Annotated in this window: 16 protein-coding genes; 3 read left to right on the top strand and 13 right to left on the bottom strand. The window is 70.5% G+C overall.

What is annotated here, in order from left to right; translation table 11 throughout:
• Positions 1 to 93: 93 nt before the first annotated feature.
• Positions 94 to 300 (top strand): DUF2788 domain-containing protein, encoded by a 207-nt coding sequence (locus tag QC818_RS02770; protein WP_309651314.1) that lies wholly within the window; start codon positions 94 to 96, stop codon positions 298 to 300.
• A 76-nt stretch (positions 301 to 376) separates the two neighbouring features.
• Here the strand turns inward: QC818_RS02770 and ihfA are convergent, their stop codons facing one another.
• The 9 genes from ihfA to QC818_RS02725 form a co-directional block, all read right to left on the bottom strand.
• Positions 377 to 679, bottom strand: a complete 303-nt coding sequence (ihfA, locus tag QC818_RS02765) for an integration host factor subunit alpha (RefSeq protein ID WP_309651606.1) — start codon at positions 677 to 679, stop codon at positions 377 to 379.
• 38 nt (positions 680 to 717) lie between these two features.
• Positions 718 to 3,099: a phenylalanine--tRNA ligase subunit beta gene (gene pheT, locus QC818_RS02760; protein WP_309651313.1), complete on the bottom strand. Its 2,382-nt coding sequence runs from the start codon at positions 3,097 to 3,099 to the stop codon at positions 718 to 720.
• A gap of 203 nt (positions 3,100 to 3,302) precedes the next feature.
• On the bottom strand, positions 3,303 to 4,322 hold the full coding sequence (gene pheS / locus QC818_RS02755; protein WP_309651312.1) for a phenylalanine--tRNA ligase subunit alpha: 1,020 nt from the start codon (positions 4,320 to 4,322) through the stop codon (positions 3,303 to 3,305).
• Between the two features lie 131 nt (positions 4,323 to 4,453).
• Positions 4,454 to 4,807, bottom strand: a complete 354-nt coding sequence (rplT, locus tag QC818_RS02750) for a 50S ribosomal protein L20 (RefSeq protein ID WP_309651311.1) — start codon at positions 4,805 to 4,807, stop codon at positions 4,454 to 4,456.
• Positions 4,808 to 4,845: 38 nt separating this feature from the next.
• Positions 4,846 to 5,040: a 50S ribosomal protein L35 gene (gene rpmI / locus QC818_RS02745; protein WP_309651310.1), complete on the bottom strand. Its 195-nt coding sequence runs from the start codon at positions 5,038 to 5,040 to the stop codon at positions 4,846 to 4,848.
• 85 nt (positions 5,041 to 5,125) lie between these two features.
• Entirely contained in the window at positions 5,126 to 5,665 is a 540-nt protein-coding gene (gene infC, locus QC818_RS02740) for a translation initiation factor IF-3 (RefSeq protein WP_309651605.1), read from the bottom strand.
• 34 nt (positions 5,666 to 5,699) lie between these two features.
• Positions 5,700 to 7,598, bottom strand: coding sequence for a threonine--tRNA ligase (gene thrS, locus QC818_RS02735; protein WP_309651309.1), 1,899 nt, complete (start codon positions 7,596 to 7,598; stop codon positions 5,700 to 5,702).
• A gap of 207 nt (positions 7,599 to 7,805) precedes the next feature.
• Positions 7,806 to 8,618, bottom strand: coding sequence for an OmpA family protein (locus QC818_RS02730; protein WP_309651308.1), 813 nt, complete (start codon positions 8,616 to 8,618; stop codon positions 7,806 to 7,808).
• Between the two features lie 278 nt (positions 8,619 to 8,896).
• Entirely contained in the window at positions 8,897 to 9,364 is a 468-nt protein-coding gene (locus tag QC818_RS02725; protein ID WP_309651307.1) for a DUF2489 domain-containing protein, read from the bottom strand.
• Positions 9,365 to 9,464: 100 nt separating this feature from the next.
• Between QC818_RS02725 and QC818_RS02720 the strand changes: the two genes are divergently transcribed.
• Positions 9,465 to 10,904 carry an SLC13 family permease gene (locus QC818_RS02720; RefSeq protein ID WP_309651306.1) on the top strand — a complete coding sequence of 480 codons (1,440 nt, stop codon included), beginning with the start codon at positions 9,465 to 9,467 and terminating at the stop codon, positions 10,902 to 10,904.
• A gap of 3 nt (positions 10,905 to 10,907) precedes the next feature.
• Here the strand turns inward: QC818_RS02720 and QC818_RS02715 are convergent, their stop codons facing one another.
• The 4 genes from QC818_RS02715 to QC818_RS02700 are packed head-to-tail and all read right to left on the bottom strand — an operon-like array spanning position 10,908 to position 14,129.
• Positions 10,908 to 11,831 (bottom strand): heme o synthase, encoded by a 924-nt coding sequence (locus QC818_RS02715; RefSeq protein ID WP_309651305.1) that lies wholly within the window; start codon positions 11,829 to 11,831, stop codon positions 10,908 to 10,910.
• A complete protein-coding gene (locus QC818_RS02710; RefSeq protein WP_309651304.1) occupies positions 11,824 to 12,879 on the bottom strand; it encodes a COX15/CtaA family protein in 1,056 nt (351 codons plus the stop codon). The genes QC818_RS02715 and QC818_RS02710 overlap by 8 nt, the downstream gene beginning before the upstream one ends.
• Before the next feature lie 14 nt (positions 12,880 to 12,893).
• A complete protein-coding gene (locus QC818_RS02705) occupies positions 12,894 to 13,421 on the bottom strand; it encodes a hypothetical protein (protein WP_309651303.1) in 528 nt (175 codons plus the stop codon).
• Between the two features lie 3 nt (positions 13,422 to 13,424).
• Positions 13,425 to 14,129 (bottom strand): SURF1 family protein, encoded by a 705-nt coding sequence (locus tag QC818_RS02700; protein WP_309651302.1) that lies wholly within the window; start codon positions 14,127 to 14,129, stop codon positions 13,425 to 13,427.
• 10 nt (positions 14,130 to 14,139) lie between these two features.
• Here QC818_RS02700 and QC818_RS02695 point away from each other — a divergent pair, with 10 nt between their 5' ends.
• Entirely contained in the window at positions 14,140 to 14,334 is a 195-nt protein-coding gene (locus tag QC818_RS02695) for a DUF2909 family protein (RefSeq protein WP_309651301.1), read from the top strand.
• Positions 14,335 to 14,337: the final 3 nt, after the last annotated feature.

Here is a 14,337-nt window from a genome sequence, read left to right as displayed (position 1 = left end):
GGGACGAAACGCCGCAGGGCCGCCCCTGCGCGGCGCGCCAAGACCGAGTACAATGCTCGGGCTTACTTCCCCCCTGACGCGCTCGGAGGCGACATGGCGCATACCTTCGAAACCTGGGTCACGCCGCTGATGATCGGCGGTTTGATGCTGTTCATGAGTTTCATCATCTGGGATCTGGCCAAGCAGTCCCGGGCCGGCCGCTTCGGCACCCTGATGCTGTTCGTGGTGCTCGGCGCCGGCATGCTCGGCTACCTGTTCAAGGTGGTGATCACCTGGGCCCTGGAGAACGGCCTGGTCTGACCGCCCGCTCCCCCCAGGCCGGAACGACGACGCCACCCCGAGGGGTGGCGTCGTCGTTCGTCGGCGGGACGGGGAATCAGCCCTCGCCGGGCCGGTAGTCCTCGACCTGGGTCTTCAGCTTCTGGCCCGGCCGGAAGGTCACCACCCGACGGGCCGAGATCGGGATCTCCTCTCCGGTCTTGGGATTGCGCCCCGGCCGCTCGCGCTTGTCGCGCAGATCGAAGTTCCCGAAGCCCGACAGCTTGACCTGCTCGTTCTCCCGCAGGCAGGCGCGAATCTCCTCGAAGAAGGCTTCCACCATGGACTTGGCCTCGCGCTTGGAGAGGCCGAGTTCGGCGTGCAGGTGTTCGGCCAGCTCGGCCTTGGTCAACGCCCCCATGTCGCATTCCCCTCGCTGCTGGTCGAGCCCCGGTTCGGTCACGCGCGGAGCTCGGCGCCCAGATGCAGCCGCGACTCCTCGACGATGGCATCGACCAAGTGGTTGATTTCCTCGTCATTTAGCGTGCGCGAAGGATGCTGCCAGGTCAAGCCCAGGGCCACGCTCTTGCGGCCCTCGGCCACGCCCTTGCCTTGATAGACGTCGAACAGCCGCGCCTCCACCAGCCACTCGCCGGCCTGGGCGTGCACGGTGTCGAGCAGCGCCTGCACCGGGCAGTCGGCATCGACCAGGAAGGCCAGGTCGCGGCGCACCTCCGGGAAGCGCGACAGCGGCGTGAAGGCCGGCACCCGGCCGCGGGTCAGCGCCTCGAGGCGCACCTCGCACAGCACCGCATCCACCTTGAGGCCCAGCTTGGCGCGCACCGCCGGGTGCAGGGTGCCGATCCAGCCGGCCTCCTCGCCGCGATGCAGGATCCGCGCGCACTGGCCCGGATGCAGGGCCGGATGCTCGGCGGGCTCGAAGCGCCACGCCTCGGGCTCGCCGCCCAGGGCCAGCAGGGTCTCCAGGTCGCCCTTGAGGTCGAAGAAGTCGACGCTGTCCTTGCCGCCGTTCCAGCCCTCGGGATCCCGGGCGCCGCAGGCCAGGGCGCCGAGCATCGGCACCTGGTGCAGGTCGTCCAGCTCGCCACGGAACACCAGCCCGGTCTCGAACAGCCGCACCCGGCTCTGCTGGCGGTTGAGGTTGTGCTGGAGCGCCCGCACCAGCCCCGGGAACAGGCTCGCCCGCATCACCGAGAGGTCGCTGGAGATGGGGTTGGCCAGCGCCGGCGAGACCGCCTCGGGCAGCAGCGCCGCCTGCAGCTCCGGGGCGACGAAGCTGTAGGTCACCGCCTCGAAGTAGCCGCGGGCCACCATCTGGCCACGCAGCCGGGACAGCGGCGTGCGCGCCTCCTGGTCGGGCCGGAGCGCCATGCGCGCCGCCGGACGGCGCACCGGCAGGCGGTTGTAGCCATGGATGCGCGCCACCTCCTCGATCAGGTCCTCCTCGATGGCCAGATCGAAGCGCCAGCTGGGGATGCGCGCCTGCCAGCCCGCCTCGACGGCCTCCACGGCCAGGCCGAGCCGCTCGAGGATCTCGGCGACCTCGTCGCCCGGCAGCGCCTTGTCCAGGGCCTGATCGAGCCGGGCCCGGCGCAGCAGCACCGCGCGCTCGCCGGGCAGGTGCGCCGGATCGGCGACCTCCACCAGCGGGCCGGGCTCGCCACCGACGATGTCCAGCAGCAGCGCCGTGGCGCGCTCGGCGGCCTCCCGGGCCAGGGCCGGATCGACGCCGCGCTCGAAGCGGTGGGAGGCATCGGTGTGCAGCCCGTAGGAGCGCGCCTGGCCGGCCACCGCCAGCGGCGAGAAGTGGGCCGCCTCGAGGAAGATGTCCCGGGTCTCGGCGCTCACGCCGGAGTGTTCGCCGCCCATGACCCCGGCGATCGCCAGCGGGCCGCGCTCGTCGGCGATGACCAGGGTGGCGGCGCTCAGGGTGATCTCCTGGCCGTCGAGCAGCACCAGGCGCTCGCCCTCCCGGGCCCGGCGCACCACCACGCCTTCGTGGAGGTTGGCGCGATCGAAGGCGTGCAGGGGCTGGCCCAGCTCGAGCATCACGTAGTTGGTGACGTCGACCACCGGATCGATGGCGCGGATCCCGCCGCGGCGCAGCCGCTCGACCATCCACAGCGGCGTCTCGGCGGTGACGTCGACGCCGCGGATGACCCGCCCCAGGTAGCGCGGGCAGCCCTCGGCATCCTCGACGCGCACCGGGAAGGTCTCGTCGTGGGCGGCGGCCACCGGGGCGATCGCCGGCCCCTCGACGGGCAGGCGGTTGAGCACGCCCACCTCACGAGCCAGCCCCTTGAGGCTCAGGCAGTCGCCGCGATTGGGGGTCAGGTCGACCTCGATGGCATGGTCGTCGAGCTCCAGGTAGCCGCGCACGCCCTCGCCCACCGGGGCGTCGGCGGGCAGCACCAGGATGCCGGAGGAGGCCTCCTCCGCCAGGCCCAGCTCGGAGGCGGCGCAGATCATGCCCCGGGACTCGACGCCCCGCAGCTTGGCCCGCTTGATCTTGAAGTCGCCGGGCAGCACCGCGCCGACCCGGGCGAAGGGCACCTTCTGGCCCTCGGCGACGTTGGGGGCGCCGCAGACCACCTGCACGCGCTCGCCACTGCCGTCCTCGACCTGGCAGACGTTGAGCTTGTCGGCGTCGGGATGCGGCTGCCTGGCCACGACCTCGGCCACCACCACCTCGCTGAACTCGGCGGCCACCGGCTCGATGGCGTCCACCTCCAGGCCGGCCATGGTGATCTGGTCGGCCAGCGCCTGGGTCCCCAGCGCCGGGGAGACCCACTCACGCAGCCACTGTTCGGAAAATTTCATGACTCATCCTATCGCTGTGGTCTCAGGGCTCTCGGCGCTCGGCGGAGCGGGTTGGCGACAGATCCCGGTGTGCCGGACCATCGAGGGGCGCCGCCCCTTCCCTGGGCGCTCCCGACGCCATCCCTGGCGTCGCCCCTCCTTGACCTGTCCCCGGCGTTCCCGACAGCCCCGCGACGATTACCCTGGCTGTGTTCTGGAGACGTTCAGGCGAACTGCTTGAGGAAACGCAGGTCGTTGTCGAAGAACAGCCGCAGATCGTTGACGCCGTAGCGCAACATGGCCAGACGCTCGGCCCCCATGCCGAAGGCGAAGCCGGTGTAGCGCTCGGTGTCGATCCCGGAGTGACGGAACACCTCCGGATGCACCATGCCGCAGCCCATGACCTCGAGCCAGCCGCTGTGGGAGCAGACACGGCAGCCGTCGCCGCCGCACATCACGCACTGGATGTCGACCTCCGCCGAGGGCTCGGTGAAGGGGAAGTAGGACGGCCGGAAGCGCACCGAGAGATCCTCGCGCTCGAAGAAGGCGTGCAGGAAGTCCTCGATGGTCCCCTTGAGGTCGGCGAAGCTGACGTCCTCGTCGACCAGCAGCCCCTCCACCTGGTGGAACATGGGGGTGTGGGTCAGGTCGGAGTCGCTGCGGTAGACGCGCCCCGGGCAGACGATGCGGATCGGCGGCTCGGCCTCCTTCATGGTCCGCACCTGAACCGGCGAGGTATGGGTGCGCAGCAGCCGGGTGGCGTCGAAGTAGAAGGTGTCGGCCATGCCCCGCGCCGGATGGTGGGCGGGAATGTTGAGCGCCTCGAAGTTGTGGTAGTCGTCCTCGATCTCCGGGCCCACCGCCACGTCGTAGCCGATGCGGGTGAACAGCCCCTCGATGCGCTCCAGGGTGCGGGTCACCGGGTGACGGCCGCCGCTGGGCTGGCCGCGCCCCGGCAGGGTCACGTCGAGGCGCTCGGCGGCCAGCCGGGCCTCCAGGGCGGCCTTCTCCAGGGCCTGGCGGCGGGCGTCGATGTCGGCGGACAGCGCCTGCTTGGCCTGATTGATGCGCTCGCCGGCGGCCGGACGCTCCTCGGCAGGCAGCTTGCCGAGCCCCTTGAGCAACGCGGTGATTTCGCCCTTCTTGCCGAGGTAGCGGACGCGCAGCTCGTCCAGGGCGGCCATGCTCTCGGCGGCCTGGACGGCCTCGCGGGCTTCGGCGACCAGAGTGGGAAGGTGGTCCATCCGTTGTGCTCCGAAATCTTGATCAGGGTGTCGCATGCGAAAAAAACAGGGGAAGAGCGGCTGCTCTTCCCCTGCGACGATCAGCGGGACGGCGCGCGCGGTCGCGTGCGACATCCCGTTATCGAGACCACTTACTGGGCAGCCTTGGCCTTCTCGACGATGGCGGCGAAGGCAGCCTTCTCGTTGACGGCCAGGTCGGCCAGCACCTTGCGGTCGATCTCGACACCGGCCTTCTTCAGGCCGCCGACGAAGCGGCTGTAGGACAGGCCGTGCTGGCGGGCACCGGCGTTGATGCGCTGGATCCACAGGGCGCGGAACTGGCGCTTGCGCTGGCGACGGTCACGATAGGCGTACTGGCCGGCCTTGATGACCGCCTGCTTGGCGACGCGGAAGACGCGAGAACGGGCACCGTAGTAGCCCTTGGCTTGCTTGAGGATCTTCTTGTGACGACGACGGGCGACGACACCACGCTTGACGCGAGTCATGGCTTACTCCTGACGATTAAAAGTTGGCAACCAAGGGGTTACAGGTTCGGCAGCATGCGCCGCACGAGCTGCTTGTCGGCGTCGTGGATCTGCTGCATGCCGCGCAGCTGACGCTTCCGCTTGGGGCTCTTCTTGGTCAGGATGTGGCTCCGGAACGACTGCTTGTGCTTGAAGCCGTTGGCCGTCTTCTTGAAGCGCTTGGCAGCGCCGCTGTTGCTCTTGATTTTCGGCATGAGATGAACTCCGCACGAGATTGTTGAGAAAACCCGGGGCCGGCGGCGGGGCATCGCCCCGCCGCCCGTTGAACCGGCCGTCGGATCACTTCTTCTTGGGGGCAATGATCATGATCATCTGCCGTCCTTCCATCTTGGGGAAGGACTCCACGGTGCCGATCTCCTCGAGATCGGCGGCGATCCGCTCCATCAGCTTGCGACCGATGTCCTGATGGGCCATCTCGCGTCCGCGGAAGCGCAGGGTGACCTTGCCCTTGTCGCCACCTTCGAGGAAGCGCGTCAGGTTCTTCATCTTGACCTGATAGTCGCCCTCGTCGGTGCCAGGCCGGAACTTGACTTCCTTGACCTGGATCTGCTTCTGCTTCTTCTTCTGAGCCGCCTTCTGCTTCTTCTGCTCGAAGACGAACTTGCCGTAATCCATGATCTTGCAGACGATCGGATCGGCATTGGAAATCTGGACGAGGTCCATACCGGCGGCTTCGGCGCGTTCCAGCGCCTCGCGGGTGGGCACGATGCCCAGCTGCTCGCCGTCGTTGTCGATCAGGCGAACCTGCTCTTCGGTAATGCGCTCGTTCATCGGGGGCCGCTTGTCCTGCGGACGCCCTCTGGGGTTGCTTCGCTTGATGGTTCCGTCTCCACTTTAGCCTTGGAAGATGTCGTTATAACCGCTCGGCCTGGACCCTGTCGATGAAAGAATCCACCGTCAGGGTGCCGAGATCCTCGCCGCCACGCGTGCGAACGGCCACCGAGTCGGCCTCGACTTCCTTATCTCCCACCACCAGGAGATAGGGGACCTTCTGCAACGTATGCTCGCGGATTTTAAAGCCGATCTTCTCGTTCCTCAAGTCCGCCTTGACGCGCAAGCCGATTTTTTGCAGGCGACGCTCGAGTTCCTGCACGTAATCGCGCTGCGAATCGGTGATATTGAGGATCACCGCCTGCTGGGGGGCCAGCCACAGCGGCATGGCGCCGGCATGGTGCTCGATCAGGATGCCCAGGAAGCGCTCGAAGGAGCCGAGGATGGCGCGATGCAGCATGACCGGGGTCTTGCGCTCGCCGTCCTCGTCGACGAACTGGGCGCCGAGCCGGCCCGGCAGGTTGAAGTCGAGCTGCAGGGTGCCGCACTGCCAGACGCGGTTGAGGCAGTCGCGCAGCGAGAACTCGATCTTGGGCCCGTAGAAGGCCCCCTCGCCCGGCTGCAGCTCCCAGTCCAGGTCGGTGGCGTTCAGCGCCGCCTCCAGGCCGGCCTCGGCGCGATCCCACAGGGCGGCCTCGCCCATGAAGTCGTCCGGCCGGGTCGACAGCTTGAGTTCCACGTCCTCGAAGCCCAGGTCCTTGTAGACCTTGAGGGTCAGGGCGATGAAGGCCTCGGCCTCGGCCTGGATCTGGCTCTCGGTGCAGAAGATATGGGCATCATCCTGGGTGAAGCCGCGCACCCGCATCAGGCCGTGCAGCGAGCCGGAGGGCTCGTTGCGGTGACAGCTGCCGAACTCGGCCAGGCGCAGCGGCAGGTCACGGTAGCTCTTCAGCCCCTGGTTGAACACCTGCACGTGGCACGGGCAGTTCATCGGCTTGACCGCGTACTCGCGCTTCTCCGACTCGGTGGTGAACATCAGGTCACTGTAGTGGCCCCAATGGCCGGAGGCCTTCCACAGCGACAGATCCACCACCTGGGGCGTCTTGATCTCCTGGTAGCCGTTCTCGATCTGCACCCGGCGCATGTACTGCTCGAGGGCCTGGTAGATGGTCCAGCCGTTGGGATGCCAGAACACCATGCCCGGCGCCTCCTCCTGGAGGTGGAAGAGGTCCAGCTTGCGGGCCAGCTTGCGGTGGTCGCGCTTCTCGGCCTCCTCGAGGCGCTTGAGGTAGGCCTTGAGCTGCTTCTTGTCGCCCCAGGCGGTGCCGTAGATGCGGGTCAGCATCGGCCGCTCGGCGTCGCCACGCCAGTAGGCGCCGGCCAGCTTGGTCAGCTTGAAGGCCTTCAGGTGCCGGGTGTTGGGCACGTGGGGCCCCCGACACATGTCGGTGTATTCCTCGTGATGGTAGAGCCGGATCGTCTCGCCCTCGGGAATCTCGCGGACGATCTCCTGCTTGTACGGCTCGTCGCGATGCAGGAAGGTCAGCATCGCCTGGTCGCGGTCGACGTACTCGCGGACCACGTCATAGCCGGTGTCGATCAGCGCCTTCATGCGCTGCTCGATGGCCTCGAGATCCTCCGGGGTCGCGGCGCGGCCGAAGTCGATGTCGTAGTAGAAGCCGTCCTCGATCACCGGCCCGATGGCCATCTTGGCGTCGGGGTAGAGCTGCTTGACCGCGTGGCCGATCAGGTGGGCGCAGGAGTGGCGGATGATCTCCAGGCCGGCCTCGTCGCGGGCGGTGATGATGGCCACCTCGGCGTCGTGATCGATGACGTCCGCGGCGTCCACCAGCTCGCCGTCGATACGCCCGGCCACGCAGGCCTTGGCCAGGCCCGTGCCGATACTCTCGGCCAGTTGCATCACGGTGAGCGGTTCGTCGAAGGATCTCTGGCTGCCGTCCGGCAGGGTCACGATGGGCATGGTATAGGGGTTCCTTGTGCGCAGTGGTGATCCATACCAGGGATCACGTGTCGCCAGAAGCATGTCGGGGGTGATCAAAAAAAACGCGCCCTAGCCTAGCAGACGCCGCCGCCGGGGCGCCACGGCCGGGCACGAAAAGAGGCGCCCGCGGGCGCCTCCTTCGGCTGTCGACGGGCCCCGCCGAGGGGGCCCGGGCTCAGGAGGGGATCATTCCCACTCGCCGAGCTCGACGCGACGGTTCTCGGCACGGCCGGCGTCGGTCTCGTTGGTGGCCACCGGCTGGGACTCGCCGTAGCCGACGGTGCGCATGCGATCGGCGTCGATGCCCTGGCCGGCCAGGTAGTCGGCCACGGAATCGGCGCGGCGCTGGGACAGGTCCTGATTGTAGGACGCGGGACCCACGGCGTCGGTATGGCCCTCGATGCGCACGCGGACGCTCTCGTTGGCGGCCAGCTTCTCGGCCACGCCGTCGAGGATGCGCTCGGCGCCCATGGTCAGGGTGGCGGAGTCGAACTCGAAGTTGACGTCCTGCAGCACCAGGTCTTCCACGCAGCCCAGGGCGTTGACCTCGGCACCGGCCGGGGTGCCCGGGCACTGATCCTGGTAATCCGGCACGCCGTCAGCGTCGCTGTCCAGCGGGCAGCCCACCGCATCCACGGCCACGCCAGCCGGGGTGCCCGGGCACTGGTCGTTGGCGTCGATCACGCCGTCGCCGTCGGTGTCCCGGGGCGCGGGCGCCGGCTCGTTGGGCTCGGCGCACAGCAGGGCGCCGATGGTTGCCCCGGCGGTGCCGCCGACGGCCGCGCCGGTGTCCTCGTCGGAATCACTGCTGGAGGCGTAGCCGATGCCGCCGCCGATCAGGCCGCCGGCCAGCCCGCAGACCGCCGGGTGCTGGTACCAGGCGCGATCGGAGGAGGCGCTGTCCCCCATGCCGGAAGATTGGGAGGCCGAGCTGGCACAGCCGGAGAGGCCGACGACCAGGGCGGAACCGAGCAGCAAGCCAGTCGTAGACTTTTTCATGTAAGACTCCTTCTTGACACAAATCTGGCATGGGCATCGTGGAGAAGCCATCCAGGGGGGGACCGATGGTATGGCCAACGGGACGAACAGCGTTCGCCTACACCGACCAAGAAAGCACGAAAATGCCATCTCGGCCAGTGCCGGCCGCAGGATGACCACCGAATCCTTAGCACATTAGCCATCTGCGGCACGCGGCCAAGCTTGCCGAAGCCGGGCAGGAGATGCAATCGGCCGGCTGTAGGAAATCGCCGACAGGCGCCCGTCGCTGGCGGGCGACGTCAGTGCAGCGAGCCGGGCCAGTCGCGGCGGAAGCGCAGCACGGCGGCGGCGGCCTCCAGCACCGCCTCGCGCATCTCGTCCTCCACGCCGAGGCGCTCGCGGTCCTCGCGGAAGCGCTCCTTGGGCGTCAGGGCCTGGCGGGCGGAGTGAGTATGCAGGTGGCGGGTACGCCCGTGCACCTCGCCGAAGGCCTGGAACTCCGGCCGCTCGACCAGGCTCGGATCGAGGATGTCGAGCAGCGTCTTGCAGCGCCAGGCCCCTTCGGTGATGTCGACCTGCTGCTGCATCAGGGCCGAGGCCACCAGCTCCAGGTTCTCGAGGCAGTTCTCGTGGGCGCGGCGCAGCTCTTCCTCGCGGAAGGCCCGGCGGCGACGCACCTCGCGCCAGAGGGTCGCGGCATAGGCGCCGAGACCGGCGACGATGGCCAGGCCGATGGCGAGCAGGATCAGGGCGGCGGTGTGGGACATGCGGGCTCCCGGGCATCGAGGGATGGAGCCGGGCATTTTATACTGCTCGCCACCCGGCCCCAAACCCCGCGGGTCGAACGCAGCAAGGCAAGGAGCCACGATGTCCGACGACGCCCCCTCCCCGTCCCCCGCCGCCCGGATCGGCCTGGTGTTGGGCCCCCTCTGGGTACTGCTGAGCCTCGTCGCCCCGCCCCCGGCGGGCATGAGCGAGGCCGCCTGGGCCTGCACCGGCCTGGCGCTGCTGATGGCCACCTGGTGGTCCACCGAGGCCATCCCCATCCCGGCGACGTCGCTGCTGCCGCTGGTCCTGGTCCCCGCCCTGGGCATCGCCCCCCTGCGGCCCACCGCGGCCAGCTACGCTCACCCGATCATCTATCTCTTCCTGGGCGGCTTCCTGCTGGGCATCGGCATGCAGCGCTGGCACCTGCACCGGCGCATCGCGCTGCAGGTGCTGCGCCTGGTGGGCCACCGGCCTCGCCGGCAGATCGGCGGGTTCATGCTGGCCACCGGCTTCCTGAGCATGTGGGTGTCCAACACCGCGACCACCATCATGATGCTGCCCATCGGCATGTCGGTGATCGGCCTGCTCGGCGACCGCGATCCCGAGGAGCTGGGCCGCTACGCCACCGCCCTGCTGCTGGCGATCGCCTATTCGGCCAGCATCGGCGGCATCGCCACCCTGATCGGCACCCCGCCCAACGCCCTGCTGGCCGGGTATCTGGCCGACAGCCGCGGCATCGACCTGGGCTTCGCCCAGTGGATGCTGGTGGGGCTGCCGATCAGCCTGGTGATGATGGCCTGCGCCTGGTGGTGGCTGACCAGGCGGGACTTCCGCCTCGGGGGCGGCGACAAGAGCGCCGAGATGGTCCATCGCGAGCTGGCGCGCCTGGGCCCCACGACCCCCGCCGAGCGCCGGGTCGGCCTGACCTTCCTGGTGGCCGCCCTGGCCTGGATCGGCCGGCCGCTGCTCAACCAGTCGGGCCTCGACTGGTTGTCGGACACCGGCATCGCCATCGCCGCGGGCATCGCACTGTTCCTGATCCCCGCCGGGGACGGCCGCGGCAACCGGCTGCTGAGCTGGGACGACGCCCGGGACCTGCCCTGGGGCATCCTGCTGCTGTTCGGCGGCGGCCTGGCGCTGGCCGGCGTGATCACCCGCTCGGGCCTGGCCGAGTGGATCGCCCGTCACCTGGAGGTGTTCGGCGCCTTCCCGCTGCTGCTGCTGATCGGGGTGGTGGTGATGGTGATCATCTTCCTCACCGAGATCACCTCCAATACCGCCACCGCGGCGGCCTTCCTGCCGCTGCTCGGCGCCCTGGCGCTGTCGCTGGACATCTCGCCGCTGCTGATCACCGTGCCGGCGGCCATCGCCGCCAGCTGCGCCTTCATGATGCCGGTGGCCACGCCGCCCAATGCCATCGTCTTCGCCAGCGGGCACCTGCGCATCGGGGCGATGATCCGCGCCGGGGTGGCGCTGAACCTGATCGGCACCCTGCTGGTGACGCTGCTGGCCTACCCGCTGCTGCGCCTGTTCTGGTGACCCTCAGCCGCCGAGCGGCCAGCTCGACAGGTAGTGATCCGCCAGCAGCACGCCGAACACGCCCAGGATGTAGTGGATCGAGAAGCGGAAGGCCGCCAGGGGCGCGCGCGGGTCGCGGCCCCGCCAGACCCGGGCGTTCCACAGCATGAAGCGGGCGTTCAGGGCCATCACCCCGACCAGGTAGAGCGCCCCGCTCATGCCGATGACGAACGGCAGCAGGCTGACCGCCACGGTCAGCCAGCCATAGAGCCAGACCTGCAGCCGGGTGAAGGCCGGCCCGTGGGTCACCGGCAGCATCGGCACCCCGGCCCGGGCGTACTCGTCGCGCTTGTGCAGCGCCAGCGCCCAGAAATGCGGCGGCGTCCAGGCGAAGACGATCAGCATCAGCAGCAGCGGCTCGGGCCCCAGCTGGCCGGTCACCGCGGTCCAGCCGAGCATCGGCGGCGCCGCCCCGGCCACCCCGCCGATGACGATGTTCTGGGGCGTGGCGCGCTTGAGGAAGGCGGTATAGACCAGCGCATAGCCCAGCAGCGAGGCCAGGGTCAGCCAGGCGGTCAGGGCGTTGACGCGCCAGAACAGCAGGCCGATGCCCGCCACCGACAGCAGGGTCGCCCAGCCCAGCGCCAACGGGGTCGGCAGCCGGCGGCTGGCCAGGGGGCGGCGAGCCGTGCGCCGCATCAACGCGTCCAGGCGCCGGTCCAGCACGTGATTGAAGGCCGCCGCGCCGCCGGCGGCCAGGGCGATGCCCAGCAGGCCGAACCCGATCGCCGCGGGCGCGGGCAGCGGCCGGGCCAGCAGCATGCCGACCAGGGCGCAGACCAGCATCACGGCCACCACCCGCGGCTTGCACAGCGTCCACAGATCGCGCCAGGTCCGGCGCGGGCCCGCCGCGGCGAGCGAGGACGGCATCACGACACCTTCAGGCATGGATCCACTCCTTGCGCGGCTCGGGAAGGGAAACGGCCGCCGGCGCCCAGCGGCGGTGCCAGACGGCCAGCGTCATCGCCGCCACCAGCAGCACGGCCCCGGCGGTGTGCAGCAGTGCCAGCCCCAGGGGCAGCCAGAGCAGCACGTTGGCCACCCCCAGGCCGGCCTGGGCCAGGCTCACGCCCAGGGCCAGCCACACCCAGGGCCGCAGCCGCCGGTCGCGCCGGTGGCGCAGGCCCAGCAGCAGCAGGCTGGCCAGCAGCGCCGCCGCCCCCAGCCGATGGGCGACCTGGATGGCGCTGCGAGCCTCGGCGTGAAGCTGGCCGTGGAGATAGTTGGGCCCCACCGTCTGGGTCAGGTGGAAGCCCTCGCCCCAGTCCAGGGCGGCCGTCCAGGCGCCGTTGCAGGTCGGGAAGCCCTGGCAGGCGATGCCGGCATAGTTGCTCGAGGTCCAGCCGCCCAGCGCCAGCTGCAGCACCAGCAGGGCCACCGCCACGGCCCAGGGCGCGCTCAGCCGCCGGGGACGCCCCTGGGGCGCGGCCCCGGCGGCCAGGCGCCGCAGCCGCAGGGTCAGCCACAGGAACAGCGCCATGATGGTGAGCCCGCCCAGCAGGTGCAGGGTGACCACCTGAGGCCAGAGCTTGAAGGTCACGGTGAAGGCGCCGAAGGCCCCCTGCACCATCAGCGCGGCCAACAGCACCAGGGTCAGCCGCCAGGGATAGCCGGCGACCCGGCGGCGCAGCCAGGCCCCGGCGACGGTGAGGGCCAGCGCCAGGCCGCCCAGCGCCGCGGCCAGGTAGCGATGCAGCATCTCCAGCCAGGCCTTGGTGGCCTCCAGGGGGACCTCCGGGCTGTGGGCCGCCGCCCGGGTCGCGTCGGGCACCACCAGGGCGCCGTAGCAGCCCGGCCAGTCGGGGCAGCCCAGGCCGGCGTCCATCAGCCGGGTCCAGGCTCCGGCCAGGACCACCAGGGCACAGAAGAGCGTGCCCGCCAGGCCGACGGCCTGCCAGGGGCGCAGGTGGCGGCGCACGGTGAGGCGTCTCGACATGGGCTCCTCCTCGCTCAGTCATCCTGCATCGCCCGCGGCGGGGCGGGGTTGCGCTCGAGCAGGTGCTCGAGATCCGCCAGCACCTGGTCGGTGGCCACGTCCCGCTCGTACTGCAGCACCGGCCGACCGTCGGGATCGAGCAGCCACACCCGCCCCGGGGCTCGCCAGACCGGTGGCGCCTCCCAGCGGGCGGCCGAGGCCCCGGGCAGCGGCGCGCCGGCGCCGCCGATGCGCAGCCGGCTGACCCGGTGGGCCTCCCGCCCCAGGGCACGGTGCAGGCGCCACCAGCGATCGGCCTCGGCCGCGCAGTCCGCCGGGCAGTCGAAGACCAGCCGCCAGTCGCCGCCGGCCGCCGCCTCGCCCGCCAGGGGCCAGGCCGCCAGGGCCGGCAGCGGCGGGGCCAGGCGGCCGTGGGCGGTGCGTGCCTCGGGAATGCCGAGGCGCCACTCGACCATGCCCCAGGCCAGGGCCACGGGCAGCAGGAAGACGCCGAACAGCGCGGCCAGCTTGAGGCGCGAGGCGACGGGACTCGGGACAGGCATGGCTCACTCCTCCGGATCGGAACGGGACGCGCGGCGGTCGCGGGCCAGGCGACGCCCGCCGAGGACCATGACGACCAGCGCGGCCAGCGCCAGCCCCCACCACTGCAGGGCATAGCCCAGGTGACGCGCCGGCGGCAGCACATTGGGACGCCACCAGGGCGTCAGCCGACCGGGCCCCGCCTCCAGGTGCAGCCAGCCGGCATGCGCGAACTCGCCGAGCGGTGCCCAGGCCTCCGGCTCGATGCGCTGCAGCCGGCGACCCTCGCGGTTGGGCCCGAACAGCGGCGGCCGCTCGCCATCGGCCTGCCAGCGGCCCTCGAGCACCACCCGCCCGGACGGCGTGGCCACGCTGGGGGTGTCGCGGCGGACCCCGGTGGCCAGGAAGCCGCGCTCGATCAGCCACAGGCGGCCGTCGTCGCCCCGCAGCGGCGTCAGCACGGCCACGCCCAGGCGGCCGTCATGGGTGCGGTTGTCGAGGAACAGCGTCTCCGCGGCCAGGTACTCGCCGCTCAGCCGCAGCCGTGCGCCGGGCGGGGGTGTGGCCTGCGGCGCCTCGAGCCGCGGGGCGGCGGCGTAGGCGGCCAGCCGCTCGCGCTTGTCGGCGGCCCGCTCCCACTGCCATAGTCCGAGGGCCAGGCCGAGCCCCACCAGCAGGGTCCAGAACAGGACCCAGAGTCCCAGGCGACGGCCCGGCCTGATGGCTTTCATGGAGTCCGCGATGCTGCTCAAGACGTCGATTGCCCTCGTGTTCCTGGCCATGGTGGCGAGCCTCGCCGCCGGGGCCGGTTTCCTGATCCGCGACGGTGGGCGCTCCCGCCGGGTGCTGACCTCCCTCAAGCTGCGCGTCCTGCTGGCGGCGCTGCTGATGGCCCTGCTGGCCTACGGCTTCTACCTCGGCGACCTGGGCGCCTGAACG

The organism is Halomonas koreensis (genome assembly GCF_031451675.1).
GTDB lineage: Bacteria > Pseudomonadota > Gammaproteobacteria > Pseudomonadales > Halomonadaceae > Halomonas > Halomonas koreensis.
The sequence above is the reverse complement of the archived record's forward strand: the minus strand, read 5'-3'. Positions and strand labels throughout refer to the sequence as shown.